The following is a 25,295-nucleotide window of genomic DNA, read 5'->3' on the forward strand; positions in this document are numbered from 1 at the left end:
GCCGCTCAGCCCGCGTGCGCAGCGCGCAGCGCGGACACCGTGTCCGCCTCATCCGCCCGTTTGTCCTCCCGGTACCGAACCACCCGCGCGAACCGCAGCGTGAGCCCCGCCGGGTAGCGGGGCGACCGCTGCACCCCGTCGTAGGCGATCTCGACGACGAGTTCGGGCCGCACGGTCACCACGTGGCCGTCGTCGCGCACCGCGAGCCCCAGCAGGCGTTCGGTCTGCCAGGCCAGCAGCGCGTCCGTCAGGCCCTTGAAGGTCTTGCCGAGCATGACGAGGCCGCCGTCGTCCGTCCGTGCCCCGAGGTGCAGGTTGGACAGTTTGCCGGTGCGCCGCCCGTGGCCCCATTCCGCGGCGAGGACGACGAGGTCGAGGGTGTGGACGGGCTTGACCTTGATCCACGAGGCCCCGCGGCGCCCTGCCGCGTACGGACCGTCGTCGGCCTTGACGACGACGCCCTCGTGGCCGCGGTCTAGGGTCGCCGTCATGAAGTCCTCGGCGGCGCGCACTGCCGCCGGGTCCGCCGGGTCGGCGAGGGCCGCGCGCCGGACCCGGATCGACGGCGGCACGATGGCCTCCAGCTCCGTGTGCCGTACCCCGTACGGCAGGTCGAGCAGATCGCGGTCGCCCGCGGCGAGCACGTCGAAGAAGACGGCGGAGACCGGCAGCGTGGCCGCGGCCGCCGTGACGTCGACGCGGGATCCGACCCGGCCGGCGGTCTCCTGGAAGGGCCGCGGCCGTCCGTCGGGGCCGAAGGCCAGCACCTCGCCGTCGAGGACGAACCGCGTGCCGGTCAGCGTGCGCACGGTGGTGACGATCTCCGGCAGCCGGTCGGTGACGTCGTCGAGCGTGCGGGTGAAGAGCCGTACGTCGTCGCCGTCGCGGTGCGCCTGGATGCGGATGCCGTCCAGCTTCTCCTCCACCGCGCAGGGCCCGCCCGCCTTGCCGACGGCCTCGGCCACGGACTTCGCGGAGGCGGCGAGCATCGGGAGCAGCGGGCGCCCGACGGTGAGCCGGAAGTCCGCGAGTGCCTCGGGGCCGCGGGCCAGCAGGGCCTGCGCGACGGGTTCGAGCGCGCCCGCGAGCATGACCGCCCGCCGGACCTCCGCGGGCGGCGCGCCCGTCGCCGCCGCCAGTCCCTCCGCGGCCGCGGCGTCCAGCGCGCCCTGCCGGACCTCGCCGGTGATCAGGCCGATCAGGTACTCCTGCTCGGTGGCGGTGGCCGCGCCCATGAGGTCCTGGAGGAGCGCGCGCCGCCCGGCCTGGGCGCCCTGTCCCGACACGGCGGCGACCTCGGTGAGCGCCGCGTCGACCTCGGCGACGGTGAGCCGCGGAGCGTCGGCGGACGCGGCCCGGTCGCGCAGCGCGGCCCAGCCGACGCCGAGCCTGCCCTGGGGCAGCCGGCCGGCGAGGTAGGCGATGGCGACCGGTACGTCGCCCGCTTCCGCCTCCCGGAAGAAGCCCGCGAGCAGCTCGGTCTTGCGCGAGCGCGACGCCGTGCCCGCGACGTCCCGGGAGACCCGGGCGACTTCCGCGAAGAGCATGCCTCCATCGTGCGCCGTACGCGGCGCGGGCGCGCGCCTTCCTGCACGGTGGGATCCGGATCCCGGGGGAGCGGGCGTCCGGCGACCGCGGTCCGGGCTCCGCGCGATTCACTCGAACGGGGAATCGAAAAGGTGTGCGATCCGGCGTTATGGTGGACGCATGATCCATCAGCAGACATCACTCTTCGCCACCGGCGCCCCGGTCCTGGGCGGTCTCGACGGGCTGCGCCGCACCCCGCTCGGCCAGGGGGCGTGGATCGACGTCCTGCCGGGATGGCTCAGCGGCGCCGACGACCTGTTCGCGGAGCTGGCCGCACGTGTGCCGTGGCACGAGGAGCGCCGCAAGATGTACGACAACGTGGTCGCGGTGCCCCGGCTGCTCGCCCACTACCCCGCGGGCGCCCCGCTGCCCGACGCGCTGCTCACCGAGGCGCGTGAGCGCCTGAGCGGGCACTACGCGGCCGAGCTGGGGGAGCCCTTCGTCAGCGCGGGGCTGTGCTACTACCGGGACGGGCGGGACAGCGTCGCCTGGCACGGCGACCGCTTCGGGCGCGGCGCCACGCACGACACGATGGTGGCGATCCTGTCGCTCGGCGAGCCTCGCCCCTTGCTGCTACGCCCGCGCGGCGGCGGATCCCCGGCCCGCAAGGTCCCGCTGGGGCACGGGGATCTGATCGTGATGGGCGGCAGTTGCCAGCGGACGTGGGATCACGCGATACCCAAGACGCGGGCGGCGGTGGGCGGCCGGATCAGCGTCCAGTTCCGCCCGCGCGGCGTGGCGTGACACCGGGCGGGAGACTCCGTGCGACGGCGTCCGGGCGGGGTCCGGGCTGCCCGTGAGGGCGCGCGTGACGGCGCGTACGACGGCGTGCGGGCGGGCCCCGGCCCGTGTGCCGCCCCATACCCCCCCCCGCGGCAGGCGCGGAGGCCCCGGCACGGCCGCCGGTGTGCGCCGCCGGCATCCGCCACCGGTCCGCCCGCAGGCGCCGGGCGGGGGGCCGCCGCATGATGGAGGTGGGCCGTCCGGAGCAACCGCGGACGGCGCCCCGGCCGGTTTCCGTGCCGGCCGGACGGGCAGGCGTGCGGGTGGACGACCCGCCGAGCCGCCGCACCGGCGCGGCGGCAGCGCGGGCCGTACCGCTCCTGAGCAGGGAGGACGGTGGTCAATCGTGCGACGTGCGCTCCACGCGGCAGGTCCGGCCGCCGTTGCGCGGGCCGCGGTCCGCGAAGGGGCCAGGCCGGCGGACGAGGCAGGTGCGGCGACATGACCGAGCGGATCGACGGCACGATGGGCGACGACGTCTACCAGCCGCAGTCGGACGGCAGCGGTGTCCAGGAGGACGCCGGACCGCTGGAGCCTGAGGACACCCTGGTCGTCGGCGGGCCCGACGACGTCCTCGACGAGGGGTACTCGCCCCCGGAGAAGCCCCGCGCGGTCGACGAGTACGGCACCACTGCGGCCGAGCAGGAGGCCCGGGAGAACCTGGACGAACGGCTGCCCCGCGAGCGCCCCGACGTCTCGCCGCCCGACGGCGACGGCCTGGGCGACACCCCGGACTCCGACGGCGAGCTGATCGACGTGGAGGCGGGGGAGCGGCGTTCCGGCCGGCTCGTCGCCCCCGACGAGGGGGTGCACGTGCGCCGGGACGGGATGGTCGGCGAGGACGTCGGCATCGACGGCGCCGGTGCGTCCGCGGAGGAGGCGGCCATGCACACGGTGTCGGACGCGGACTGGCCCGAGCCGGAGGAGTAGCCCCCGGCGGCCGTTGCAGCGAAGGCAAGGAGCAAGTGCGATGAGCGAACTGATGAGGCCCGAGAACACCCCGGGCGCGCCCCCGGAGCACGACCGCATCGCCGGCCCGGCGAACATCCGCGGCCAGGCGGCCTACTTCGACGAGCGCGCGAAGGCCGACGCCGACGCGGAGGTCGCCGCCCGGGAGCACCACGAGGGGCTGTCCGCGCGGATCCAGGAGTCGGCCGGGGAGATCCACGCGATGGTGGACCACGTCCGGCACGACGACACGCGTATGCCCAGCCGGGCGGATCTGCGCCCGGTGGCCAACGCGCTGGCGCGGCACTTCGAGGCGACGGAGAAGACCGCCCGGCAGGCGCTGGACGAGCGGCACGCGGCCGCCGACGTCGTCCGGGAGGACCGGGAGGAGGGCGAGCGCATCCAGCGGAATCTGGACGACCTGCTCCGGCGCGACCAGCCGGAGGACACCTTCAACGTGTCGGCGTCCGGAGTGCTCGGCGAGCTCGACCTGTACATGGCGCACGAGCGGCGCGACCTCATACCGGCGATCGACCGCGAGCTGTCACCGACCCAGAGCGCCCGGCTGGCCCGCGCCTTCGCCGCCTGACACCGGGCGCGGCCGCCATGGGCCGCCGCCCCCCGGGTCCGCGACGCCCCCGCGCGGGACGCGGCGTCGGTACGGGACCCGGGGCGTACGGTCACAGGCCGATGAACTGGTAGTCCGTGGCGATCCTGCCGTCCAGGGCGAGCAGCAGGACCTGGAGGCCGCCGCCCCGTGGTTCGCCGCCGTCGCGCGGGACGTAGGCCCAGTGGAAGCGGACCACGTCGTGCAGCCGCTGCACGTCACCGTGAACGCGGAAGTCCGCCTCGCCGGGGGCGACGAACTCCTCGTAGGCGGTGCGGACCCGGAACTCCAGCGCGTCGTGCCCGCGTGCCTCCAGAACGACGGTGCGCATGCCGATCTTCTCCGCCTCCTCCCGCATCGCCTGCGGCGGCTGGAGGACCTGGAGGGCGTCGTCGGACCAGAGGAGTTCGACGGCCTTGCGGCGCTCACCGGGGTCGGGCTCGTTCCAGACCGCGATGTAGCGGTCGGCGAACGCGTCGAGAGCGGTGTCGGGCATGGGGTTGCCACCTCACGGGGGAGTCGCGGTGCGCGGTGCGCGGGTACGTCCGAGAGCCTGCTGCGGCCGGACGGTCCGGACAATTCCCGCCGGGGAATGGCCCGCAGGAGCCGCGGTCCGGGCCGTCCTGCCAGGCACCCGCCCACTCGACGACGCTCGCGGAGCAGGTGCCGAACAGGTGCAGAACAGCTGATGGCGTGTGTGTTCATTTCATGAAGCCAGGACGGAGTCTTGACGCCGTACGGGCGGCTGGCTTCCATGTGTTGCGGTGCCGTGTACGACCGTGGCCCCGAGAGTCGACGTCCGGTGCCGCAGCAGAGCCGTCCCTGTGTAAACCCCTTGGACTCACCGAAGTCCGGGGGCTGAGCCGCCCTCAGCGGTTGGGAGCGCTCCCACCGCGAACGGAACCACTGCCGCGCCGCCGTGTCCCCGCCCCCCACCGGGGACAGGGCAGGGGCCGCCGCCCCGGTCTCCCGGGACGGCGGCCCCCTCGGTCCTTCAGGTCGTCGCGACCGACGACCGCGTGGCGGCCCTCACCGCCGCGCGGTTACGGGTACGAGGTGACCGTCGAAGGCACCGTGCTGGTGCCCGACGTGCCGGGACCGGTGTTGTTGATGACGTGGGCGTATTGGCCCATGCCACCGAGCGACACCACCAGCAGGTCGTGGAACTTCACGCCGGGCGTGTTCGGGGCCTCGAAACCGTGGTCCTGGACGATCGTCGGGTCGGCGGTGAAGTTGCAGTAGCTGCCGAGCCCCCAACCCTCGTGCGAGGTCACGTTGTCGTCGACCTTGTAGGCCGCGTAGCCGCGGATGCTGCCGTTCTGGATCGCCGCCTGGTTCGGCGGGTCGTAGGCGATCTCGTTCTGGAAGAAGATCGTCTTGCCGTTCTGACCGTGCCACTCGACGTCGTACTTCTCGAAGTGCTCCACGAACAGACCGGTGGCCAGCACGTTGTTGCCGTTGACCTTCATGCCGTAGTTGGCCGGGTTGGTGGTCCAGCCGACTCCGGCACCGTGGTCGGCGCGCCACAGCCAGGTGTGGTCGATGATCACGTCGTTGCTGTTGATCTCGAACGCGGTGTCCGCCTTACCCGGGCCCGCGCCGCCGATCCGGGCGAAGACGTCCTGGATCGTGGTCGGGTTGGACGCGTGGCTCGCGGACGAACCGGGAGCGCCCACCTGGAGCAGCTGGGCGGAGTTGCCGGTGCCGGCGTCGATCAGGAAGCCGGCCAGCCGGACACCGTCGACGTCCGCGACCTTGACCGCGTCGACGCCGTTGTCCGGGATGACCGTGGCGTAGCCCAGGCCCAGGACGACGGTGTTGGCGCGGGTCACGTTGATCGGCTGGTCCACGTGGTAGATGCCCGGAGTGAGCAGCAGGTTCAGGCCCTGGGCGAGCGCCGCGTTGATGTGCGCCGCGGTGTCACCCGGGTGGGCCACGTAGAACTGCGACAGCGGGATCGAGGTGCCCGGGGTGTTGGGCCACGACACACCGCTGGCGTTGGTGCGCAGGCTCGGCACGAACACCGAGTAGTTGTTGCCGTCCAGGTACATGTACGGCTTCTCGCGCGACTCGGGGGTGGTGTTCAGCGTCGTGTAGACCGGGTTCGGGAAGCCCTGCGCCGGAGCGCCCTGGACACCCGAGAAGACCATGTTCCACACGCCGTTGGTCCAGCCGCCGATGGAGCTGTCGCGGGTGTACCACTGCTGCTGCGAGTACGGGCCGACGGTGCCGTCGATCTTGCTGTCGGCGATGTAGCCGCCGGACGCCCAGCCGTAGCCGTTGGGCGCCAGGTTCAGGCCGCCCTCGACGTGGATGCGGCGGAAGGGCGCGGCCTGCGCGACGGCCCAGCGGTCGTCGCCGCTGACCGGCTTGACGGCCAGGTTCTCCACCGAGCGCCAGAAGTTCTGCGTGGCGTTGCCGTTGAACCAGCCGGCGTCCACGGTGATGTCACCGTTGATCTGGACGTCGTCGGGGTTCTTGCCCAGGCCCGAGACCGAGGTGTAGAAGCCGACCTGGTCGTTGAGGCCGTTGTAGGTGCCGGGCTTGAAGAACACCTGGTAGCGGGCGTCGCCGAACTGGTTGCTCTCCTGCTGCTGGAAGATCTGGTCCAGCTGGCCCTGGATGTTCGGGGTCGACGGGTCGAAGACCTTGACGTTCGGGCCGAGGTCTCCGCCGCCCTGGATCGGGCCGCCCGGGTCGGTGGTGGGGGGCGTGGTGGGCGGGGTGGTCGTGCCGCCGCCGCCCGCGGTGCCGTAGACCTGGAACTCCCACAGCGAGTAGCCGTAGCCGGTGGCGCGGACCGTGCCGTACATCCGCACGTAGCGGCCGCTGCCCGAGACGTTGAGCGTCTGGGTGCCGCCGGTGCCGGTGGTGGTGGAGTAGACGTCGGTCCAGTTGCTGCCGTCGGCCGAGGTCTGGATCTTGAAGGACTTGGCGTACGCCGTCTCCCAGTTGAGGGTGACGGAGCTGAGGGTCGCGGTGGCGCCGAGGTCGACCTGCAGCCACTGCGGGTCACTGGCCGCCGACGACCAGCGGGTGCCGGTGTTGCCGTCCACCGCGGCCGAGGCCGGGGTGCCGGCGTTCTCGGTCGAGGAGGCGCTCGCGGTCTTGCCCTGCGACAGCAGGGTGCCCGCGCCGGGGTTGGAGCCGCCGCCGGTGGAGCCGAAGACCTGGAACTCCCACAGCGACACGCCGTACTGGGTGGCGCGGGCCGTCGTGTAGATCCGGACATAGCGCCCGGAACCGTTTACGGTGAGGTTCTGGACGCCACCGGTCGCGGTGGTGGTGGAGTAGATGTTCGTCCAGTTCGAGCCGTCGGCCGACGTCTGGATCTGGAACGCCTTGGCGTACGCCGTCTCCCAGTTGAGGGTGACGGACGTGACGGTGTCCGTGGCGCCGAGGTCGACCTGGAGCCACTGCGGGTCGCTCGCGGCGGACGACCAGCGGGTGCCGGTGTTGCCGTCGACGGCCGCGGAGGCGGGGGTGCCGGCGTTCTCGGTGGAGGACGCGGTCGCGGTCTTGCCCTGCGAGAGCAGGGTGTCGGCCGCGTGCGCCGAGCGCATGGGCACGAAGAGCAGCAGCGAGGCGATCAGCGCCGTGATCAGCGCCGCGGCCACCTTGCGCCGGTTCGACAGCACCGAGGATCTCAGTGCGGCCGTCCCGGTGGGGGGAGCGAGCATGGGCAACTCTCCTGGTTCCACAGGTGGGGGGGCAGAGGGTGCGTGTCCGGACGCGTGCGCGCACGGACGGTTCATCAGGTGCCGGGGGACGCTACGGTGAGCGCTCTCCCAGGGGAAACCCGATGGAAATGAGAGCGCTCTCCCGACACACACGGCGATGTTTCTCCCTGTGTTTCATCCATGTCAAGAGTTGTGCACAAAGCCGCTACGGCGAAAAGGTGAAGGGCCAACAAGTCCGGCAAATGGCCCGTAACTTGCGACAGATGTTGAACTTGACGCGTTGACCAGCACGTATCGCGCTCGGTGTTCGCCGCGCCGCGCCGCCGTCCCTCGTACCCACCTCGCTCGCCCAGGCGCCGGGCGACGGCGGGAGCGTGAGACGTCTTCAGATCATGAACGCGGAAGCGGTAAGTCCCCTTCCGTGCCTTCGGGAGTCCGGGGCGAGCGACGGCCCGCCGTCACGGCACCAGCGGGTCGCCCAGCGACGCCTGCGCCGCCTCCCGGTCGCCCTTCCACACCAGCCGCGGGTCGCCGGCCGGCAGCCGCCGCCACAGCATCAGCAGCAGGTCCTCGGCTCGCCCGGTGACGGCCGCGGCGGGCGCGCCCGGCCCGTACGTCCACGAACCGCCGGTGTCGGTGGCCTCGAAGACCACCGCGCAGCGCGGCGCCGCCGCCCGGCCGACCGCGATCTGCCGCGGCGCGAAGGTGTCCAGCACCTCCGCGACCCCGTCGGCGGCCAGCTCCGGATCGAGCGGTCCGGGCGTGTCGCCCGCCGCGAGCTGCGCGTCCCAGCGGTGCACCAGCGTCTCCAGGCAGCGCCGCCGCTGCCAGAAGCCCACCGTGTGGGGTGGGTGGAAGGTCCACGCGGGCCCGGCCGGATCCGCGTCCAGGGCGGTGCCCAGCGCCGCGCAGCGCTCGTCGAACCAGCGCAGCAGCGCCGCGGGTTCGCGCGGCGGTACGGGCGAGCGGTGCGCCGGGCGGCGGGCCCTGATCGCGGTGACCGCCTTGGCGTGCCCGGCGCCCACATGGCCCGCGAGGTCGTGCAGCGTCCAGCCGGGGCAGTGCGGGACCGGCGCGGCCGGGTCGCCGCCGGCCAGGCAGCCGCGCAGGGCGGCGCTCTCGCGGCGCAGCGCGGGCAGGTATCCGGCGGTCTCCATGGCGCGACCCTAAGCCTGCTCGGCCGCCCCGCCCGGCTGCGACGCGGCGCCGGCCACCCGGCTGCCGCAGCGGCCCGTCCGGGCGGCCGCCCGCGGTGCCGCGGCCCGTCCGGGGGCACGGTCGTTCGTCCGGCGCCACTGCCCGCGGCCCCCCGGCGTGCCCGGCCCGCTGCCCGGCGCCCTGTGCGGCGTCCCGAAGGCACGGCGCCCGCGCCCGTGGGTGTGCGAAGGCCGCCCCGGCGGTGTGCCGGGGCGGCCTCGGGTGGTGAACCGGGGTCAGGGGGTCCGGTTCAGCCGTGCGGCCGGGTCAGGGCCGCTCGCGCGGGGTGCGGTCAGGCCGCGGTGCCCGTGCGGCTGCGGTGCTTGCGGGCGTACCAGAGGGCGCCGCCGCCGACCAGCAGGACGCCGGCGGTGATGCCCAGGGGCAGCGCCGGGGAGGTGCCACCGGTCTCGGCGAGCGTCTGGGTGTCGGCGTTGTTGCCCTGCCCGTTGCTGCCGCCGTGGCCGCTGCCACCGCTGGTGGCGTTGCCGCCGCCGTTGGCGTTGCTCCCGCCGTTCCCGTTCCCGTTGCCGTTGCCGTTCCCGCTGTTGCTGATCGGCTTGACCGACTTCACCGAGCCGTCGGCGTTCAGCAGCACCTGCTTGTTGTTCGGGTGCTTGAAGTCGAAGGCGCCGTCCAGCGAGTTCGCGCGGGCGTCGAAGGACGCGTCACCGATGCGGCCGGTCTTCCAGTTGTCCTCGATGAACTTGGTGATCGAGGTCTGCTCGGTGCGGGTGTGGTCGACCGAGTTGGTCTTGCTGTAGGGCGAGATCACCAGCAGCGGCTGCCGGGTGCCGGGGCCGCAGCGGTCGGCGTAGCCGCCGGCCGCCTTCGGGCCCGCCTGGCAGGCCGGGCTGTCGGTGGCCTTGCCGTTGGAGCCGGCCTTGGTGTCCGTCGAGCCGTTCTGCGGCTTGGCGTAGGCGTGGTCGTACCAGCCGTCGGAGTCGTCGTAGGAGATGACGACCGCGGTGTCCTTCCACTCCGGCGACTGCTGGAGCTGGTTGATCTCCTTGATCAGGAAGTTCTGCTCGTCGATCGGGTCGGAGTAGGCGCCGTGGCCGTCCTGGAACTCCGCGGCCTTCAGGAAGCTGACGGCCGGCAGGTTGCCCGCCTTGAGCGCGGCGTCGAAGTCCGTCAGGTCGTAGTTGTGGTTCGCCTGACCGGCGTGGCCGATCTCGGCGGTGTTCTTCGGCGCCAGGTGGTGCGGGTTCGACGTCGACTTGTAGTACTGGAACGGCGAGTGGTGCGGGCTGTAGTCCACCGAGGACGCGCCGGCCACGTTGGTGTGCGTGCTGGCGGCGCAGGAGGCGTAGTCACCCTGCTTGCCGTCCCACGCGGTGGACGGGCGGAAGCCGCCCTGGAACCAGCCCCAGCTCACCTTCTGCGCGTTGAGCAGGTCGCCGATGTTCTTGCCCTGCATCACGGCCAGCGCGTTCTTGCTGGTGTGGCTGTTGTCCGAGCAGTCGTCGAACGCCGGGTCGGGGTCGTTGATGACCGTGCCGACACCCTTGGCGTCCGGGGAGACGACCGTGTACGCGTCCGGCGTGGCGGTCTGCGTGGGGTGCTCCGTGCCCGAGGCCGGGTCCACCGAGATCACGCCGTGCGTCTGGCCGGAGATCAGGTTGAGCGCGCCCGGGGTGGAGGGGCCGTAGACGGTGCTGTAGGAGTTGTCGCCGAGCGAGTAGTGCTGGGCGTAGTTCCACAGTCCCGTGACGGTGTTGCCGTCGTAGTAGTCCATGACCAGGCCGGGCTCGCCGAACAGGCCGCCCGAGCAGGTGCTGGTCTCGGTGTTCTGGACGTACAGGTCGGCCTTGCCGCCGTTGGCGGCGTACTGCTCCGGACCGTAGTTGTGGTTCTGGTCGCAGGTGACGGCCTGGTCGGGCGTCAGACGCTTGGGCGCGTACTGGTTGGGGTTCTTCTTCAGCAGGCCCGCGTGGCTGAGGGTGTCGATGTCCTTCGGCGTGTTCTTGGCCGCGGTGAACTTCGTGCCGTCGGTGTTGGCGGCCACCGGGTAGCTGCCGAAGTAGTGGTCGAACGAGATGTTCTCGTCGAAGATGACGACCAGGTGCTTGACGGGCGTGGTGGTGGAACCGCCGCCCTTCCCGTGGCCGTTGGAGTCGGCGAACGCGGGCGCGGTGCCGCCCGCCAGAACGAGCGCTGCCGCCCCCGCGAACGCGGCCCAGCGGGCCGGACGCGCTCCCCTTCTCCTGCTCGTACCGCCGCCTGTGGTGCTCATGCTTTCTCAGCCTCCGCTACGTGGCGCTTTACGCGTGCCGCTGTCGATTCGTGCACGGTGTCGAACGAGATCGTCCGGGCGGTCCGCGACATGACAACGGCCCGGTGGTGGCGGCAGGGTGAACAGCGGGTCAGTAAATCCTTGGGAAACCTTGACTCTTCTTTTACCGGTGGCGGCCGGTGCCCGGCCGGGTGCGACACGCCCGGCCGGGAGACGCGGTCAGCCCAGCAGCGTGCGTCCGAGCCAGTCCGAGCGGTCCTTCACCCCGGGCAGCGCGAAGAAGTACCCGCCGCCGAAGGGCGAGATGTAGTCCACCAGCGGCTCACCGGCGAGCCGCTGCTGCACCGCGGCGAACTGCCGCTCCAGGTCCTGCTGGTAGCAGACGAAGATCAGCCCCATGTCCAGGTTGCCGTTGGTGTCCATGCCGCGGTCGTAGTTGTAGCCGCGGCGCAGCAGCCGGGAGCTGTCGGTCTTCGGGGTGCGCGGGTTGGCCAGCCGGATGTGCGCGTCCAGCGGGATGATGTCGCCGGTCGGGTCCTCGGCGAACTTCGGCGCGTCGAACTCGTGGCTGCCGTCCAGTGGCGCGCCGGTGTCGCGGGCGCGTCCGAACATCCGCTCCTGCTCCATGATCGAGACCCGGTCCCAGAACTCCACCAGCATCCGGATGAGCCGGACCACCTGGTAGGAGCCGCCCGCCGTCCAGCCGGGCTCGGCCCCCGCGCCGACCCACACCAGGCTGTCGGCCGTCCGCGGGTCCGTCACGTCGGGGTTGGCGGTGCCGTCCTTGAAGCCCATGTGGTTGCGCGGGGTGCCGCTCGGGCGCGGCGGGCTGGTGAAGCCGTCCATCCGCCAGCGCACCTGCATGCCGCCCCGGGTGTGCCGGGCGATGTCGCGCAGCGCGTGCAGCACGGTGTCCGTGTGCGGGGCGCTGAGCTGGAGGCTCAGGTCGCCGTGGCACCACGCCGGGTCCAGGTCGTCGTCGTCGAAGGCGGGCATCGAGGTCAGGCGCAGCGGCTTGCGGCCGGCGAGGCCGAACCGCTCGTCGAAGAGCGACGCGCCGACACCGACCGTCACCGTCAGCCCGTCGCCCGGCAGCCGCGGGCCCAGCGTGCCGCTGTCGGAAGGGGCGTCGGTGATGCCCAGCGGGGCCGGCGTGCCGCCCGCCGTCAGGAAGCGCGCCCGCTCGGTGACGGCGTGCAGCAGCTCGGTCAGCTCACGCCGGTCGGCGGCCGTCACGTCGAAGGACAGGAAGGCGGTGGACATCTGGACGTCCTCGACGATGCCCGCCTGGTGTGCGCCGTGGAAGGAGGCCGGGCGCCCGGCCGCCGGGGTCGCGGACGGGGCCGCGGCCGCCGCCGAGCCGGTCAGCGCGCTGGCGCCGCCGGCCACCGCGCCGACCGCGCCCACGCCCAGGGCCGCGCCGCGCAGGAAGCCGCGCCGCCGCAGGTCGCCGCCGTTGTCGGTGCCGGTCATGCCGTCCTCCGCACTTCGAAGATCGTCGCCACCGGGGCGAGTTGTTCCAGCAGGTCGCCGAAGTCGGCGTCGATCCGCTCGCGCTGGGCGAGCGTCAGCTTGCCGACCGGGGTCCAGACGGCGCCGTGGTGCTGCGCGTCGAGGTCCTTCTGCGCGCGGTCCAGCGCCGCGTCGAGCCGCCCGACCGCGGGGTCGCGGGGGACCAGCAGCGGGCGCAGCCGGGTGAGGATCGCGCGGGTGCCGTCGAGGTTGGCGCGGGCGGTCGCGAGGTTGGTGCCGCTGCCGTAGTCGGTGCGGGCGGTGAGCTCGAACTGCTCGGCGTTCTCGATGATCTCGTGGGCCCGCAGGCCCATCGCCGCCGGATCCATCCGCTGGTCCGGCCAGCCCGCCCTGAGGTCGGCCACCGCGCCCGCGAGCGCGGCCGCCGGGGCGCGCAGCGAGGCCGCGGACTCGCCGTGCCACAGGCCGTACTCGACGCGGTGGAAGCCGGTGAAGTCCGGGTCCTTCGCCGCTCCGGGGGTACGGGCGACGGTGCCGTTGATCAGCCCGTCGGCGTCGCCGAAGGTGTCGTAGGCGGCGCCCATCCGCTCGTAGACCAGATGCGCGGCCAGCCAGTCGGTGCGGGCCGCGGCCAGGTCGCCGCGGTCGATGTCGGCCTTGAGCCGGGTGGTGCCCGCCGCCAGCTCGTCGATGCGCCCGCCGACCCACTTCTGGTAGTCGAGTGTCGGCGGGATGAGGTCGTGCTGGTTGACCGGGGCGGCGGCCGGGCCCTGCGGCAGGCTGCCGGGCACCGTGACGGTCGGGCCCGTCACGGCGTCGGTGTCGTTCTGCAGGCACTTGAAGGCGTACGAGCCGCTGCCCAGGTCCACCGTCAGCGGGCGGGTGGTGCCCGGCGCGAGGCCGTCGACCTCGCCGAAGATCTTCCCCGTGCGCGGGTCGTCGAGGTAGACCTCGGAGGCGGTGTCGGAGGTGTTGTGCAGGTCGAAGACCTGGCGGCCGGGCTTCGGCGCCGACCAGCCGCTGCCGCAGGTGCCGGGAGCGATCTCGATCGCCGTGTGCCGCAGCCCGTCAGCCGGTGCGGTGGCGGCGGCCTTGGTGTCGTCCTTCGACGAGCCGCCGGAGCCGGCGACCAGCACGGTGGCCGTGACCGCCGCGGCGACCGCGACGACGGCGGCGCCCACCTGCAGGCGCCGCCCCGGCCGGAAGCGCGGACCGGAGGAGGCCGGGGGCGGGGGCGGGGTTTCTATGCCGTCGGGTTCGGCGGACACACCGGACCTCCAGTTTCGTGCAAGTGATCGGGGCGCGGCTCACTCTAGGCACGGTCCGGCGGGGTCATACGGCTGCTGGGCGCCGGGAATCCACAATTCCGCGCCAGTTCACCCGTCGGCCACCTAAGGGTACCCTTACCGGGGTTTTTCCCGGCCGGAAGGCCCCTCGCGGTGCCCGCCGGAAAAGGGCGCGATACGCGGGGCGCCGCCGCGTTAGGCTCGGCGGCATGGCAGCGGACGAAGAGCGCAACCCGCACGGGAACGGCAACGCGGGCGTGACCGGTGACGCGGGCGCCGGCGCCAGGGTGGACAGCTGGATCTGGTGCGTCCGCCTGACCAGGAGCCGGTCGCTGGCCGCCGCCGCGTGCCGCGCGGGCCACGTGCGGGTCAACGGCGAGCGCGCCAAGCCCGCGCAGACCGTCCGCCCCGGGGACGAGGTGCGATTGCACCACGCCGGGCGCGAGCGGGTCGTCGTGGTCTCCAAGGTGCTCAGCAAGCGCGTCGGCGCCGCCGTCGCCGCCGAGTGCTTCGTCGACAACAGCCCGCCCCCGCCGCCGCGCGAGGACGTCCTCGCGATGGGTGTGCGCGACCGCGGCACCGGCCGCCCCACCAAGCGCGACCGGCGCGAGATGGAGCGGCTCTACGGCGGCTCCGCCCGCCGCACCCCCGGCCGCTGACCCCGCACCGCCCGGGTCGGGCCGGGGCGCCGGCTCACACCCCGAGGCGGTCCCAGCCGCGCGGCTGCTCGCGCTCGGTCAGCGGGCCGCGGCTGCGGTAGACGAGGTAGGGGCGGAAGAAATACTGGAGCGGCGCGCTGAACATGTGCACCAGGCGGGTGTAGGGCACGAGCGCGATCAGCACCATGCCCATCACCGCGTGGATCTTGAACTCGACCGGGATCCCCGCCATCAGGTCGGTGCGCGGGTCGAGCCGGAAGAGGCTGCGCGCCCACACCGCGATGGTGGTCCGGTAGTCGTAGCCGGTGCCGAAGCTCGCGTGCGACAGCTTGGCGTACAGCCCCATCGCGATCTCGCCGACCAGCAGGACGTACATCGCCTTGTCGTTGCGGGTCGTGGCCAGCAGCACCGGAGCGTTGGTGCGCCGCCGGTAGACCAGCAGCGCGATGCCCGCGATGGCCAGCAGCCCGGCGAGGGTGCCGCCGATGAGCGACAGCAGGTTGTACGCGTGCTCGTCCACGCCGATCGCGTCCGTCCACGACGCGGGCACGAACAGCCCCAGCAGATGGCCGGCCAGCACGAACAGGATGCCGTAGTGGAAGACCGGCGAGGCCAGCGACAGCAGCCGCGACTCGTAGATCTGCGAGGAGCGCGTCGTCCAGCCGAACCGGTCGTAGCGGTGCCGCCAGACCAGTCCGCTGACCAGCAGCGCGAAGGCGACGTAGGGCAGCGCGCCCCACAGCAGGGTGTTCACCGTCGGATCTCCGTTCCGTACGCGTCCTCGTCCGCGGCCGGGCCGCCGGTCAGGAGCGGCAGCAGCCGCAGGTGCCCGTACGGCGACAGCCCGACGTCCTCGTGCGGCGGTCCGCCGCGCGCCATCGCGAGCGCCTGCGCGCGGTCCGCGGGCGAGGCGCCCGGCAGCGCCGCGCACACCGCCCACAGCGCCGCCGCGTACGGGGTGCCGCTCTCCTCCAGCGCGAGCCGCAGCAGCTCCAGCGCCGGGCGGTGCTCGCGCAGCAGCGTGTCGTCGCGGGTCGCGGCGCAGAACTCCAGCACCGCGGGCAGGAAGTCCGGCAGCTCGCCGCCGCGCAGCGTGAACCCGCGCGCCCGGTAGGCCTGCTGGAAGCGCAGCAGGGCCGTCCCGCGGCGGCGCGTGTCGCCGTCCGTCCACCACGTCAGGTGCAGGCAGTGCCGGCCGGTGAAGTCGAAGACCCGCACGTAGTCCGCGGCGAGCGCCGCGGGCTCGCCGGCCGCCAGGTGCGCGGCCAGCGGCGCGAGCAGCGCGCCCGGCGCGCCCGCCTCGGGCAGCGCGGCCCGCAGCAGCGCCAGGTCGGCGTGCAGCGTCTCGTCCGGGCAGGTCAGCAGCCGGGCCGCGGCCTGGTGGAGCACTGCCGCCGGGTGGCTCACCGCGGGCCGGGCGGGCCCGGCGGCGGGCCGCCTGCGCAGCGGCCTCACCGTTCGGTCTCCCCTTCGCCGGGTGCCGCCCTGCCCGTGGAGGTGCCGGCCGCCGCCTCGTCGTCGCCGGTCTGCCGCCTGCGCAGGACGTGGAAGGTCTCCAGGCTCACCAGCGGCAGCCGCCGGTGCCCGGAGTCCTCGCCGAAGGGACCCTTGCCGCCGTCGCCGCCCATGCCGGGGCCGCCGTCGCCGTCGAGCGAGCAGCCGGGGGCGAGCACCGACTCCTCCAGGCCGCGCGCCTCGCCCATCGCGGCGGTCGGGATGACGTACCGCTCCTCGTACTTCGCGATCGCCAGCAGCCGGTACATCTCCTCGATCTCGCGCCCGCTCATCCCGACCGCGTCCGCCGCGTCCGAATCGGCGCCGGAGTCGGCCTCGCCGAGGCTGACGGCCCGCATGTGCGAGCGCATCGCCGCGAGCTTGTCCAGGCTCGCCCGCACCGGCACCGGGTCGCCCGCGGTGAAGAGTCCCGCCAGGTATTCGACGGGGATGCGCAGCGCGTCGATCGCGCCGAACAGGTGGCCCGCGTCCTCGCCGTCGAAGCCGCTCTCGGTGAGCGCCTCCACCACCGGCGACAGCGGCGGGATGTACCAGACCATCGGCATCGTGCGGTATTCCGGGTGCAGCGGCAGCGCCACCCGGTAGCGGCTGATCAGCGCGTGCACGGGGGAGCGGCGGGCGGCGTCGATCCAGTCCAGCGGCACCCCGTCGCGTTCGGCGGCCGCCCGCACCCGCGGGTCCTCCGGGTCGAGGAAGACGCCCAGCTGCGCCGCGTACAGGCCCTGCTCGTCCGGTGTCTCGGCGGCGGCCGTGACCCGGTCGGCGTCGTACAGCATCACCCCGAGGTAGCGCAGCCTCCCCACGCACGTCTCGGAGCACACCGTGGGCAGCCCCACCTCGATCCGCGGGTAGCAGAAGGTGCACTTCTCGGCCTTGCCGGTGCGGTGGTTGAAGTAGACCTTCTTGTACGGGCAGCCCGTCACGCACTGCCGCCAGCCGCGGCAGCCGTCCTGGTCGACCAGCACGATGCCGTCCTCGGCGCGCTTGTAGATCGCCCCGGAGGGGCAGGACGCGACGCACGAGGGGTTGAGGCAGTGCTCGCAGATCCGCGGCAGGTAGAACATGAAGGTCTCTTCGAAGGTGAAGCGCACCTTCTCCGCGATCTGCCGCGCCCGCTCGCCGCTCCCGCCGACCAGCGGGTCGGCTTCCCGGTGCTCGACCGACCCGCCGAGGTCGTCGTCCCAGTTGGCGCTCCACCCGATCTCCATCGGCCGGCCGGTGAGCAGCGAGCGCGGGGCGGCCACCGGGAAGTCGTCGCCGAGCGGGGCGTTGACCAGGTTGCGGTAGTCGTACGTCCACGGCTCGTAGTAGTCCTTGATGCCGGGCAGCACCGGGTTGGCGAAGATGTTCGCCATCCGCGCCAGCCGGCTGCCGGCCCGCAGCGCGAGGCCGCCGCGCCGGTTGAGCTTCCAGCCGCCGCGCCAGGTGTCCTGGTCCTGCCAGCGCCGCGGGTAGCCCTGGCCGGGGCGCGTCTCGACGTTGTTGAACCAGACGTACTCCATGCCCCGGCGGTTGGTCCACGTCTGCTTGCAGGTGACCGAGCAGGTGTGGCACCCGATGCACTTGTCGAGGTTCATCACCATCGCGACCTGCGCCATGACCCGCATCAGTACGTCACCTCCGCGGTGCGGCGGCGGATCACGGTGATCTCGTCGCGCTGGTTGCCCGTCGGACCCAGGTAGTTGAAGGCCCAGCTCAGCTGGGCGTAGCCGCCGATGAGATGGCTGGGTTTGAGGATCAGCCGGGTCAGCGAGTTGTGGACGCCGCCGCGCCGGCCGGTGCTCTGCGCCTTCGGCACCGCGACGGTGCGCTCCTGCGCGTGGTGCATGTAGACGGTGCCGGCCGGCATCCGGTGCGAGACGACCGCGCGCGCCGCGACGACCCCGTTGCGGTTGACCGCCTCGATCCAGTCGTTGTCGCGCACCCCGATCGCGTCCGCGTCCTGCGGCGCCATCCAGATCACCTGGCCGCCGCGGGACAGCGACAGCATCAGCAGGTTGTCCTGGTACTCCGAGTGGATGGACCACTTGTTGTGCGGCGTCAGGTACCGCACCGTCACCTCCTGCTGCCCGCCGGGGCCGAGCCGCGGCTCGCCGAACAGCCGGTGCATGTCCAGCGGCGGCCGGTAGACGGGCAGCGCCTCGCCGAGCTCGTGCATCCAGTCGTGGTCGAGGAAGAACTGCTGCCGCCCGGTCAGCGTGTGCCAGGGTTTGAGCAGTTCGACGTTCTGCGTGAAGGGGCTGTAGCGGCGGCCGCCCGCCTCGCTGCCCGACCACTCCGCCGAGGTGATCACCGGGGTCGGCGCCGCCTGGGTGTCGGCGTACGTGATGCGCCGCGACTCGCTGTCCTCGGCCAGGTGGGCCATCTCCTGCCCGGTCTTCGCGCCCAGCGAGCGCAGGCTCTGCACGGCGAGCCGCCCGTTGGTCGTGCCCGACAGCGCCAGGACCGCGTTGGCCGCCCTCGCCGCGGTGTCGAGCCGCGGGCGGCCCGCCGCGGGACCGTCGGCGGCGGCGCCGTTGAGCATCCGCAGGCTCTCGACCTCGGCGTCCGGACGCAGCGTCACGCCCTTCGCGGGCAGACCCAGCTTCTCCACGAGCGGCCCGAGGGCCGCCATCTTCGAGCCGACCGCGGTGTAGTCGCGCTCCACCACCGTCAGGCCCGGCATCGTCACGCCCGGCACGGGCTCGCACTCGCCGCTCCGCCAGTCCCGCACGAGCCCGCCGGGCTGGGCGGTCTCGCCGGGCGTGTCGTGCTGGAGCGCGGTCGCCACCAGGTCGCGCCGGGTGCCCAGATGGTCCACCGCCAGCTCGCTGAAGCGCGTCGCGATCGCCTGGAAGGCGTCGAAGTCGGTACGCGCCTGCCAGGGCGGGTCGATGGCGGGGGAGAAGGCGTGGACGTAGGGGTGCATGTCCGTGCTGGACAGGTCGTGCTTCTCGTACCAGGTCGCGGCGGGCAGCGTCACGTCCGACAGCAGCGTCGAGGACGTCATGCGGAAGTCCAGCGACAGCAGCAGGTCGAGCTTCCCCTCGGGCGCCTGCTCGTGCCACACCACGTCCCGCGGCCTGACCTCCGGCGGCGCCTCGGTGGCGTTGAGGGACGAGTGGGTGCCCAGCAGGTGCTTGGCGAAGTACTCCGCGCCCTTGCCCGACGAGCCCAGCAGGTTGGCCCGCCACAGCGTCAGCACCCGCGGCCAGTTGCGCGGCGCGTCCGGGTCCTCGCACGCGAACGCCAGCGTCCCCGCGCGCAGTTCGGCGACCGCCGCCGCGACCGGGTCGTCGCCCTCGGCCAGCTCCAGCGGGTTGCGGTCGAAGGTCGGGTAGGACGGCATCCACCCCATCCGGGCCGACTGCGCCAGGCAGTCCGCGCCCGTCATGCCCGCGAAGCGCCCCTCGCCCAGCGGCGAGGCCAGCACGTCGGCGCGGAAGTGGTCGTAGCGCCACTGGTCGGTGTTCAGGAACCAGTAGGCGGTGCCGATCATCTGCCGCGGCGGGCGACTCCAGTCCAAAGCGCCGGCCAGCGTCGCCCAGCCGGTGAGCGGACGGCACTTCTCCTGGCCCACGTAGTGCGCCCAGCCGCCGCCGTTGCGGCCCTGGCAGCCGGTCAGCTGGAGCAGCGCGAGGAAGGCCCGGTAGATCGTCTCGGAGTGGAACCAGTGGTTGGTGCCCGCGCCCATCAGGATCATGCAGCGCCCCCGCGAGCGCTCGGCGGTCTGCGCGAACTCCCGGGCGATGCGCACGCACGCCGCCGCCGGCACCGAGGTGTGCGCCTGCTGCCAGCCCGGCGTGCCGGGCGTGTCGCCGTCCTCGTACGACGAGGGCCAGCGGCCCGGCAGCCCGTCGCGGCCCACCCCGTACTGCGCCAGCAGCAGGTCGAACACGGTGGTGACGAGCCGCCCGCCGGGCAGCCGCACCGCGGGCACCCCGCGCCGCACCACCGCGCCGCGGCCCTGGCCGTGCGTGCCGCCGTCGGTGTCGAAGCGCGGCAGCGCCACCTCGGCCGGCTCCCAGCCCGCCGTGCCCAGCAGCGTCAGCGCGGGGCTGATGTCCCCGAGGTCCAGATTCCACCGCCCCTGCCCCGACTCCGCCCAGCGGAAGCCCACCGACCCGCCGGGCACCGCGGGCGCGCCCGACGCGGTGTCCCACACCGCCGTCTTCCACTGCGCCGCGTCCTGCTCGGCCTCGTCCCCGCCCAGATCCGCCGCCCGCACGAACTTGTCCGGTACGTACGCCCCTTCGCGCTCGGCCAGCGTCACCAGGAACGGCAGATCGGTGTAGCGGCGCACGTAGTCGGCGAAGAAGGGCACCTCGCGCTCGACGAAGAACTCCCGCAGCAGCACGTGCCCCATGCCGATCGCGAGCGCCGCGTCCGTGCCCGGGTGCGGGTGCAGCCACTCGTCGGCGAACTTGGTGTTGTCGGCGTAGTCCGGGGAGACCACCACGACCTTCTGCCCCCGGTAGCGGGCCTCGGCCATCCAGTGCGCGTCCGGGGTGCGTGTGACGGGCACGTTCGTGCCCCACATCAGCAGATAGGCCGCGTCCCACCAGTCGCCCGACTCCGGCACGTCCGTCTGGTCGCCGAAGACCTGCGGCGAGGCCATCGGCAGATCCGCGTACCAGTCGTAGAACGACAGCATCGGGGCGCCGATCAGCGACATGAAGCGGGCACCGGCGGCGTGCGAGACCATCGACATCGCCGGGATCGGCGAGAAGCCCGCGATCCGGTCCGGGCCGTGCTCCCTGATGGTGTGCACATGCGCGGCCGCGACGATCTCCACCGCCTCGTCCCAGCTCGCCCGCACCAGACCGCCCTTGCCGCGCGCCTGCTGGTAGCGGCGCCGCCGCTCCGGGGCGGCCTGGATGTCGGCCCACGCCAGCACCGGGTCGCCGAGCCGCTCGCGCGCCTCCCGGTACATCTCCAGCAGCACCGCGCGGACGTACGGGTAGCGCACCCGGGTGGGGGAGTAGGTGTACCAGGAGAAGGCCGCGCCGCGCGGGCAGCCGCGCGGCTCGTACTCCGGGCGGTCCGGGCCGACCGTCGGATAGTCGGTCGCCTGCGTCTCCCACGTGATGATGCCGTCCTTGACGTACACCTTCCAGCGGCACGAGCCGGTGCAGTTGACGCCGTGGGTGGAGTTGACGACGGTGTCGTGGCTCCACCGGTCGCGGTAGAAGCGATCGCCCTCGCGGCCGCCCTTGAGGTGCTCGCTGTGCAGGTCGGACGCGGTCTCGCCGCGCCGGAAGAACCTGCCCGCGGCGAGGAGTGCGGCGCCGGCCTCACTCGGGGTGCCGCCGCCGGGCGGATCGGTGTCGGTGTCGGTGTCCCTGGTGCTGGCGCGCATGGCGTTCCTTCCCGGCCGACGACTTCGGAAGCTAGCAACACCGGACAAACGGGCCGCCGAGGGCGGGTGCCGACATGCCGTACGTCCACCGTTCGGCGGGCGCGGGCCCCGCCGGTCCGCACGGCCCGCGGGCGCCGAGCGGCGTGGCGGGACCGGTGCTGCGCGGGGGGTGTGCTGCGATGCGGAGGTGACCACACCCCGGGCCCGTACCGCCGCCGCCTTCCCCGGCGTCCGTGCCGTCGGCTGGCTCGCGACGGTGCCGCCCGGGGCCGGGGCCGCCGTCATGGCGACCGGGATCGTCTCGGTCGGGCTGCACCTGCTCGGCCACGACGTGCTGTCGGACATCCTGCTCGCCGTCGCCGCCGCGCTGTGGGTGCTGCTCGCCCTCGCCTTCGCCGTCCGGCTGCTCGCCGACCGCTCCGGCTGGATCGCGGCCTCCGCCAACCCGCCCGCGCTCACCGCCGTCGCCGCCACCTGCGTCCTCGGCACCCGGCTGTCGCTGCTGGGCTCGCAGCGCACCGCTCTCGCGCTGCTCGCGCTCAGCGCCCTCGCCTGGCCGTGGCTGCTGCTGTCGGTGCTGCGGCACCTGAAACGGCCCGCACCCGGCGCGGCCTTCCTCATCTGCGTCGCGACCGAGGCCCTCGCCGTGCTCGCCGCGACCCTCGCCCTGGCCGGGCAGGGCGACTGGCTCGCCTGGGCCGCCCTCGTCGTCTGCCTGCTCGGCGTCGTGCTCTACGTCGAGGCGCTGTCCCGCTTCGACTTCGGCCAGGTCCTCACCGGCAGCGGCGACCACTGGATCGCCGCGGGAGCGCTGGCCATCTCAGCCCTCGCCGCCTCCAAACTCACCGCCTCACCGCAGTGGACCGGCGCCGGGCACAGCGCCCTGCGCGTCCTCACCTTCGTGCTGCTCGGCCTGGACCTCGCGTGGTACGCCGTGCTCGCCGTCTGCGAGGTGCTCCGCCCCCGGCCGCGCTACGACCTGCGGCGCTGGTCGACCGTCTTCCCGCTCGGCATGAGCGCGGTGGCCGCGCTGTCCACCGCGCAGGCCGGGCACGTGCGGCAGTTGCACGGGGTCGGCACCGTGCTGCTGTGGATCGCCTTCGCCGTCTGGCTGCTGGTGGCCGCGGGCTTCGCCGCCCATGTGCTGCGCGGGCGCGGGGCGGGACAGCCGCGCTTTTGAGCGTCAAAGGGTGATCCAGTAGCGCCGCTTGGTGCCCACGGCGGTCGGGCGGACGTCCTCCAGGACGCCGCCGTTGCGCTCGATGGTGCGGGCCGACGCGGTGTTGCCCTCGTCGCAGGTCACCAGGACGCGTTCCAGCCCGAGCGCGCGGGCCTGCGGCAGCACCGCGCCCAGCGCCCACGTCGCCACGCCGCGCCTGCGGAACGAGGGCCGGACGCTGTAGCCGATGTGGCCGCCCGCGTCGAGCAGGAAGTCGTTCAGACGGTGCCGCAGATCGATCGCCCCCACGTACGTGCCGCCCTCGGCGATCCACCAGTGGGTGGCGTGGACGCGCCCCTCGCCGACCGGGACGGAGGTGTCCGCCTGCCGCCGCAGCCTGCCGACCCACTCCGCGAAGACCCCGAGATCGGCGAGATCGCCCTCGGGGACGAGGTGCGCGCCCACACCGTCCTGGTGCGCCCCCCTGGGCCACTCGGCGCGGGCGGCGAGCCACGAGGCGTGCAACGCGAGAGCGGGCGTGACCAGTTCGGGCATGGGCGGACGGTAGCACCGCGGGCGGCCGGCATCAGTACGACTGGAGCTCCCACAGATTGCCCTCCGGGTCACGGACGTGGGCGGTGCGCATCGTCGGCCCCCACTCCGGGCGCGCCGCCGGACCCGCGACGCAGGCGGCACCGTGCCGCAGACACAGCTCGTACCCCGCCGTGACGTCCTCGACCCGGCTGACCAGCATGCTCGCGCCGCCGCCCGCGCCCCCGCCCTGGGCGAGCGCGCCGAGCGCGCCGCGCTCGATGAGGGCGAGGACGCCCTCGGTGCCCACGTCCCAGCTCGCGTACGGGCCGTCCGCCGAGCCGCGGGCCAGCCGGGCACCGACGAGCGGGGGGAGCACGGCGTCGTAGAAGCGGAAGGCGGCGCCGAAGTCGGCGACCAGCAGGCGGGGGTGGAGTGCGTCCATCGTGGCCTCGCTCGAATAGTGGGTGCGGACCTATTATTGGGGTGAGCCTACAATAGGGCGCATGGCCGCCGCCGGGACGCCCCCCACCCTCACCGCCCTGACCACCTACCTGCTGTCGAAGACCGGCAAGGCCGCGCGCGGCCGGCTCACCGCGCGACTCGCCGGTCAGGGGCGGCGGCTGTGGCACATGGCGGTGCTCGCCGCCCTCGCCGACTTCGGCCCGCACACCCAGCGCGAGCTGGCGGAACGCCTCACGGTCGACCCCAGCGACATGGTGAAGGTGCTCGACGACCTCACCGCCGCGGACCACGTCACCCGTACGCGCGACCCCGCCGACCGCCGCCGCGTCCGCGTCACCCTCACCCCGTCCGGCGCCGCCGCCCTCGCCGCCCAGGTCGCCGAGGCCGAGTCCGTCCAGTCCGCCCTCCTCGCCCCCCTGACCCCCGAGGAGGCCGCGACCCTGCACGCCCTGCTGCTCCGCGTCCACGAGGCGACCTGACCGGTCCGCCGCGGACCACCGGACCGGAGGGCGTCGCCCGGCACCGCGAAGGTACCCGCCTCCGGAGGCCCCCGCGGAGCGACTAGCACTGCTAGTTTGAAGCCATGCGCCCCATCCATTTCGTCGCCGCCCGCCGCACCGCGATCGGCAGACTCCGCGGCAGCCTGTCCGGCGTGCGGCCGGACGACCTGGCCGCGACCGTCATCCGCGGCCTCGTCGCCGACGTGCCCGCGCTCGACCCCGCCCGGATCGACGACGTCTACTGGGGAGCCGCCAACCAGGCGGGCGAGGACAACCGCAACGTCGCCCGCATGGCGGCGCTGCTCGCCGGCCTGCCCGACTCCGTACCCGGCGCGACCGTCAACCGGCTGTGCGCCTCCGGTATGGAGGCCGTCACCGCGGCGGCCCGCGCCATCGCCGCGGGGGAGGCGGACATCGTGGTGGCGGGCGGCTCGGAGTCGATGAGCCGCGCCCCCTTCGTGCTGCCCCGGCCGGACGAGGCCCTGCCGCGTACGCTCCAGACGTACGACACCCGGCTCGGCTGGCGGCTCACCAACCCGGTGATGCGCGATCTGCACGGGGTGCTGGCGATGGGCGAGACCGCCGAGGAGGTCGCCGCCCGCTACGGCGTCGCCCGCGCCGACCAGGACGCCTTCGCGCTGCGCTCGCACCGCGCCGCCGCCGCGGCCCGCGCCGCCGGGCGGTTCGACGCCGAGATCCTCCCCGTGACGCGGCCCGACGGCGTCACCGTCGCCCGCGACGAGTGCGTCCGCGAGGACACCACCGCCGACAAACTCGCCGCCCTCGCCCCCGTCTTCCGCTCCGGCGGCACCGTGACCGCGGGCAACTCCTCGCCCATGAACGACGGCGCCGCCGCGCTGCTGCTGGTCAGCGACACCGCGCTGCGCGACCTCGGGGTCGAGCCGCTCGGCCGCTACGCCGCCGGTGCCAGCGCGGGCGTGCACCCCGACGTGATGGGCATGGGCCCGGTGCCCGCGACCGGGAAGGCACTGGCCCGGCTCGGCCGGGACGTGGCAGGCCTGGACGCCGTGGAGGTCAACGAGGCCTTCGCCGCCCAGGCGCTGGCCTGTGTCCGCGAACTCGGCCTGGACCCCGACCTGGTCAACCCCGACGGCGGCGCCGTCGCGCTCGGCCACCCGCTCGGCGCGTCCGGCGCCCGCATCCTCACCACCCTGCTGCACCGCATGGCCCGTACCGGCGCCCGGCGCGGCCTGGCCACCATGTGCGTCGGCGTCGGCCAGGGCAGCGCCGTGCTCGTCGACCGCGACTGACCCCGCACCGGCGGCGCGCCGAACCGCCCGAAGATCGGTAGGGGTTGGCCGCGGCGCCCG

Annotated in this window: 20 protein-coding genes; 7 read left to right on the top strand and 13 right to left on the bottom strand. The window is 73.7% G+C overall.

From position 1 onward, the window contains the following. Nucleotides 1-5: 5 nt before the first annotated feature. Entirely contained in the window at nt 6-1,547 is a 1,542-nt protein-coding gene (locus ACWERV_RS09460) for an ATP-dependent DNA ligase (RefSeq protein WP_452930752.1), read from the bottom strand. Nucleotides 1,548-1,707: 160 nt separating this feature from the next. On the opposite strand from ACWERV_RS09460, the gene ACWERV_RS09465 reads away from it, so the two are divergent. From ACWERV_RS09465 to ACWERV_RS09475, 3 genes are all read left to right on the top strand, one after another. Continuing rightward, nucleotides 1,708-2,331, top strand: coding sequence for an alpha-ketoglutarate-dependent dioxygenase AlkB (locus tag ACWERV_RS09465; protein WP_452930755.1), 624 nt, complete (start codon nt 1,708-1,710; stop codon nt 2,329-2,331). Nucleotides 2,332-2,811: 480 nt separating this feature from the next. Then, entirely contained in the window at nt 2,812-3,300 is a 489-nt protein-coding gene (locus tag ACWERV_RS09470; RefSeq protein WP_452930758.1) for a DUF5709 domain-containing protein, read from the top strand. Nucleotides 3,301-3,340: 40 nt separating this feature from the next. Continuing rightward, on the top strand, nt 3,341-3,907 hold the full coding sequence (locus ACWERV_RS09475) for a hypothetical protein (protein ID WP_452930761.1): 567 nt from the start codon (nt 3,341-3,343) through the stop codon (nt 3,905-3,907). Between the two features lie 91 nt (nt 3,908-3,998). Here the strand turns inward: ACWERV_RS09475 and ACWERV_RS09480 are convergent, their stop codons facing one another. From ACWERV_RS09480 to ACWERV_RS09505, 6 genes are all read right to left on the bottom strand, one after another. Then, on the bottom strand, nt 3,999-4,421 hold the full coding sequence (locus ACWERV_RS09480) for a hypothetical protein (RefSeq protein ID WP_452930763.1): 423 nt from the start codon (nt 4,419-4,421) through the stop codon (nt 3,999-4,001). A gap of 547 nt (nt 4,422-4,968) precedes the next feature. Further along, nucleotides 4,969-7,605: a discoidin domain-containing protein gene (locus ACWERV_RS09485; RefSeq protein WP_452930765.1), complete on the bottom strand. Its 2,637-nt coding sequence runs from the start codon at nt 7,603-7,605 to the stop codon at nt 4,969-4,971. A gap of 458 nt (nt 7,606-8,063) precedes the next feature. Then, nucleotides 8,064-8,762, bottom strand: coding sequence for a maleylpyruvate isomerase family mycothiol-dependent enzyme (locus ACWERV_RS09490; protein ID WP_452930768.1), 699 nt, complete (start codon nt 8,760-8,762; stop codon nt 8,064-8,066). 332 nt (nt 8,763-9,094) lie between these two features. Beyond that, nucleotides 9,095-11,038 (bottom strand): alkaline phosphatase family protein, encoded by a 1,944-nt coding sequence (locus ACWERV_RS09495; protein WP_452930771.1) that lies wholly within the window; start codon nt 11,036-11,038, stop codon nt 9,095-9,097. A gap of 219 nt (nt 11,039-11,257) precedes the next feature. Beyond that, nucleotides 11,258-12,511: an iron uptake transporter deferrochelatase/peroxidase subunit gene (gene efeB, locus ACWERV_RS09500; protein WP_452930774.1), complete on the bottom strand. Its 1,254-nt coding sequence runs from the start codon at nt 12,509-12,511 to the stop codon at nt 11,258-11,260. Then, nucleotides 12,508-13,779 carry an EfeM/EfeO family lipoprotein gene (locus ACWERV_RS09505; RefSeq protein ID WP_452930776.1) on the bottom strand — a complete coding sequence of 424 codons (1,272 nt, stop codon included), beginning with the start codon at nt 13,777-13,779 and terminating at the stop codon, nt 12,508-12,510. The genes efeB and ACWERV_RS09505 overlap by 4 nt, the downstream gene beginning before the upstream one ends. A gap of 227 nt (nt 13,780-14,006) precedes the next feature. Between ACWERV_RS09505 and ACWERV_RS09510 the strand changes: the two genes are divergently transcribed. Next, on the top strand, nt 14,007-14,456 hold the full coding sequence (locus ACWERV_RS09510) for an RNA-binding S4 domain-containing protein (RefSeq protein WP_452930778.1): 450 nt from the start codon (nt 14,007-14,009) through the stop codon (nt 14,454-14,456). Between the two features lie 34 nt (nt 14,457-14,490). Here the strand turns inward: ACWERV_RS09510 and narI are convergent, their stop codons facing one another. The 4 genes from narI to ACWERV_RS09530 are packed head-to-tail and all read right to left on the bottom strand — an operon-like array spanning nt 14,491 to nt 21,309. Beyond that, entirely contained in the window at nt 14,491-15,210 is a 720-nt protein-coding gene (narI, locus tag ACWERV_RS09515; protein ID WP_452930780.1) for a respiratory nitrate reductase subunit gamma, read from the bottom strand. After that, a complete protein-coding gene (narJ, locus tag ACWERV_RS09520; RefSeq protein ID WP_452930975.1) occupies nt 15,207-15,902 on the bottom strand; it encodes a nitrate reductase molybdenum cofactor assembly chaperone in 696 nt (231 codons plus the stop codon). Before narJ ends, narI begins: the two co-directional genes overlap by 4 nt. Nucleotides 15,903-15,907: 5 nt before the next feature. Then, a complete protein-coding gene (gene narH, locus ACWERV_RS09525; RefSeq protein WP_452930783.1) occupies nt 15,908-17,578 on the bottom strand; it encodes a nitrate reductase subunit beta in 1,671 nt (556 codons plus the stop codon). Further along, a complete protein-coding gene (locus ACWERV_RS09530; protein WP_452930785.1) occupies nt 17,578-21,309 on the bottom strand; it encodes a nitrate reductase subunit alpha in 3,732 nt (1,243 codons plus the stop codon). Before ACWERV_RS09530 ends, narH begins: the two co-directional genes overlap by 1 nt. A 187-nt stretch (nt 21,310-21,496) precedes the next feature. Here ACWERV_RS09530 and ACWERV_RS09535 point away from each other — a divergent pair, with 187 nt between their 5' ends. After that, the gene (locus tag ACWERV_RS09535) at nt 21,497-22,489 is read left to right on the top strand and encodes an SLAC1 family transporter (protein WP_452930787.1); all 993 of its coding nucleotides are present in this window, start codon (nt 21,497-21,499) and stop codon (nt 22,487-22,489) included. 3 nt (nt 22,490-22,492) lie between these two features. On the opposite strand, the gene ACWERV_RS09540 is transcribed toward ACWERV_RS09535, so the two are convergent. Together ACWERV_RS09540 and ACWERV_RS09545 are read right to left on the bottom strand one after the other, a co-directional pair. Continuing rightward, the gene (locus ACWERV_RS09540) at nt 22,493-23,023 is read right to left on the bottom strand and encodes a GNAT family N-acetyltransferase (RefSeq protein WP_452930790.1); all 531 of its coding nucleotides are present in this window, start codon (nt 23,021-23,023) and stop codon (nt 22,493-22,495) included. Between the two features lie 31 nt (nt 23,024-23,054). Continuing rightward, nucleotides 23,055-23,444, bottom strand: a complete 390-nt coding sequence (locus ACWERV_RS09545; protein ID WP_452930792.1) for a VOC family protein — start codon at nt 23,442-23,444, stop codon at nt 23,055-23,057. A 61-nt stretch (nt 23,445-23,505) separates the two neighbouring features. Between ACWERV_RS09545 and ACWERV_RS09550 the strand changes: the two genes are divergently transcribed. Both ACWERV_RS09550 and ACWERV_RS09555 read left to right on the top strand, forming a co-directional pair. Continuing rightward, nucleotides 23,506-23,943 carry a MarR family winged helix-turn-helix transcriptional regulator gene (locus ACWERV_RS09550; RefSeq protein WP_452930794.1) on the top strand — a complete coding sequence of 146 codons (438 nt, stop codon included), beginning with the start codon at nt 23,506-23,508 and terminating at the stop codon, nt 23,941-23,943. 104 nt (nt 23,944-24,047) lie between these two features. Further along, a complete protein-coding gene (locus ACWERV_RS09555) occupies nt 24,048-25,235 on the top strand; it encodes an acetyl-CoA C-acyltransferase (RefSeq protein WP_398179907.1) in 1,188 nt (395 codons plus the stop codon). The last annotated feature ends 60 nt before the right edge of the window (nt 25,236-25,295 follow it).

The organism is Streptomyces sp. NPDC004031, assembly GCF_053604375.1.

Bases quoted from the DNA above. Each gene is read 5' to 3' on its own strand.
- ACWERV_RS09460 (WP_452930752.1), bottom strand. From the start codon at position 1,547: ATGCTCTTCGCGGAAGTCGCCCGGGTCTCCCGGGACGTCGCGGGCACG.
- ACWERV_RS09465 (WP_452930755.1), top strand. From the start codon at position 1,708: ATGATCCATCAGCAGACATCACTCTTCGCCACCGGCGCCCCGGTCCTG.
- ACWERV_RS09470 (WP_452930758.1), top strand. From the start codon at position 2,812: ATGACCGAGCGGATCGACGGCACGATGGGCGACGACGTCTACCAGCCG.
- ACWERV_RS09475 (WP_452930761.1), top strand. From the start codon at position 3,341: ATGAGCGAACTGATGAGGCCCGAGAACACCCCGGGCGCGCCCCCGGAG.
- ACWERV_RS09480 (WP_452930763.1), bottom strand. From the start codon at position 4,421: ATGCCCGACACCGCTCTCGACGCGTTCGCCGACCGCTACATCGCGGTC.
- ACWERV_RS09485 (WP_452930765.1), bottom strand. From the start codon at position 7,605: ATGCTCGCTCCCCCCACCGGGACGGCCGCACTGAGATCCTCGGTGCTG.
- ACWERV_RS09490 (WP_452930768.1), bottom strand. From the start codon at position 8,762: ATGGAGACCGCCGGATACCTGCCCGCGCTGCGCCGCGAGAGCGCCGCC.
- ACWERV_RS09495 (WP_452930771.1), bottom strand. From the start codon at position 11,038: ATGAGCACCACAGGCGGCGGTACGAGCAGGAGAAGGGGAGCGCGTCCG.
- efeB (WP_452930774.1), bottom strand. From the start codon at position 12,511: ATGACCGGCACCGACAACGGCGGCGACCTGCGGCGGCGCGGCTTCCTG.
- ACWERV_RS09510 (WP_452930778.1), top strand. From the start codon at position 14,007: ATGGCAGCGGACGAAGAGCGCAACCCGCACGGGAACGGCAACGCGGGC.
- narH (WP_452930783.1), bottom strand. From the start codon at position 17,578: ATGCGGGTCATGGCGCAGGTCGCGATGGTGATGAACCTCGACAAGTGC.
- ACWERV_RS09530 (WP_452930785.1), bottom strand. From the start codon at position 21,309: ATGCGCGCCAGCACCAGGGACACCGACACCGACACCGATCCGCCCGGC.
- ACWERV_RS09540 (WP_452930790.1), bottom strand. From the start codon at position 23,023: ATGCCCGAACTGGTCACGCCCGCTCTCGCGTTGCACGCCTCGTGGCTC.
- ACWERV_RS09545 (WP_452930792.1), bottom strand. From the start codon at position 23,444: ATGGACGCACTCCACCCCCGCCTGCTGGTCGCCGACTTCGGCGCCGCC.
- ACWERV_RS09550 (WP_452930794.1), top strand. From the start codon at position 23,506: ATGGCCGCCGCCGGGACGCCCCCCACCCTCACCGCCCTGACCACCTAC.
- ACWERV_RS09555 (WP_398179907.1), top strand. From the start codon at position 24,048: ATGCGCCCCATCCATTTCGTCGCCGCCCGCCGCACCGCGATCGGCAGA.